Below are 807 nucleotides of genomic sequence, written 5' to 3' on the forward strand. Positions count from 1 at the left end.
AGAATGGCTTGTCTAACAGCTGGCATGCTCGGTTGTGGCGGTGGTCCGCCGACTCTTTTTTTTCCGTCCCGCTGCTTTGAGGCGGCGGGCTTGGAGAAAGGCGTAGGCGATCATGGTCATCAAGGCGTGTCGATGTAATCCAGTCCATGATCGGCCTTCGAAGTGGTCGAGGCCGAGTTCCTCCTTCAATTGCTGATGTGCCTGCTCACAGACCCACCTCGCCTTGATCGTGGCGGCGAGCATCTTGAGGCTCGCATCGGCCGGTAAGTTCGACACATAGTATTTTTGCTCGCCAGTCGACCGGCGTTCGCCGACGAGCCAGACCTCCTCGCCTGGCATGCATTGCATGCGATTGTCGAGCATCCGGTGCTTATGACCATCCGCAACGCGGACACGTCGAGCCGCAAACAAGCATGTCAGCCGACCTTTAGTGCCGCGCCGCCAGCTTATCTTGTGCCATCTCTCACCAGACAGCATCACCTCGGCAGAGACCGGCGGCTGGTCCGGGATGTGATATTGGCGGCGCCTGCCGGTGGTCGCGACCGGGAAGATCAGATCAACATCGGCCGGATAGACGTTTTGGCGCCGCGATAGTCCTACCGCCCACAGCAGACCGCGCTCACTCAAAGCCTGACGAAAAGAGCTGCTCGACCCGTAGCCCGCGTCGGCAAGCACACAGCCGAAACGCGCGCCGGAGGCGATGATACGATCGATCTCTTCGATGGCGATCTCCGGCTTTGTCAGAGCGACCTGTCGATCCTTCGGGACGCGCGCCCGCATCATCCGCTCGGGATCATTCGTCCAGGT

Annotated in this window: 1 protein-coding gene; it reads right to left on the minus strand. The window is 60.3% G+C overall.

Translation table 11 applies throughout. From position 1 onward, the window contains the following. Positions 1–12 precede the first annotated feature (12 nt). The coding region (locus ACWGTO_RS33660; protein WP_454578977.1) for an IS701 family transposase at positions 13–807 on the minus strand (795 nt) is incomplete at its 5' end.

Source organism: Mesorhizobium sp. PL10 (assembly GCF_053714315.1).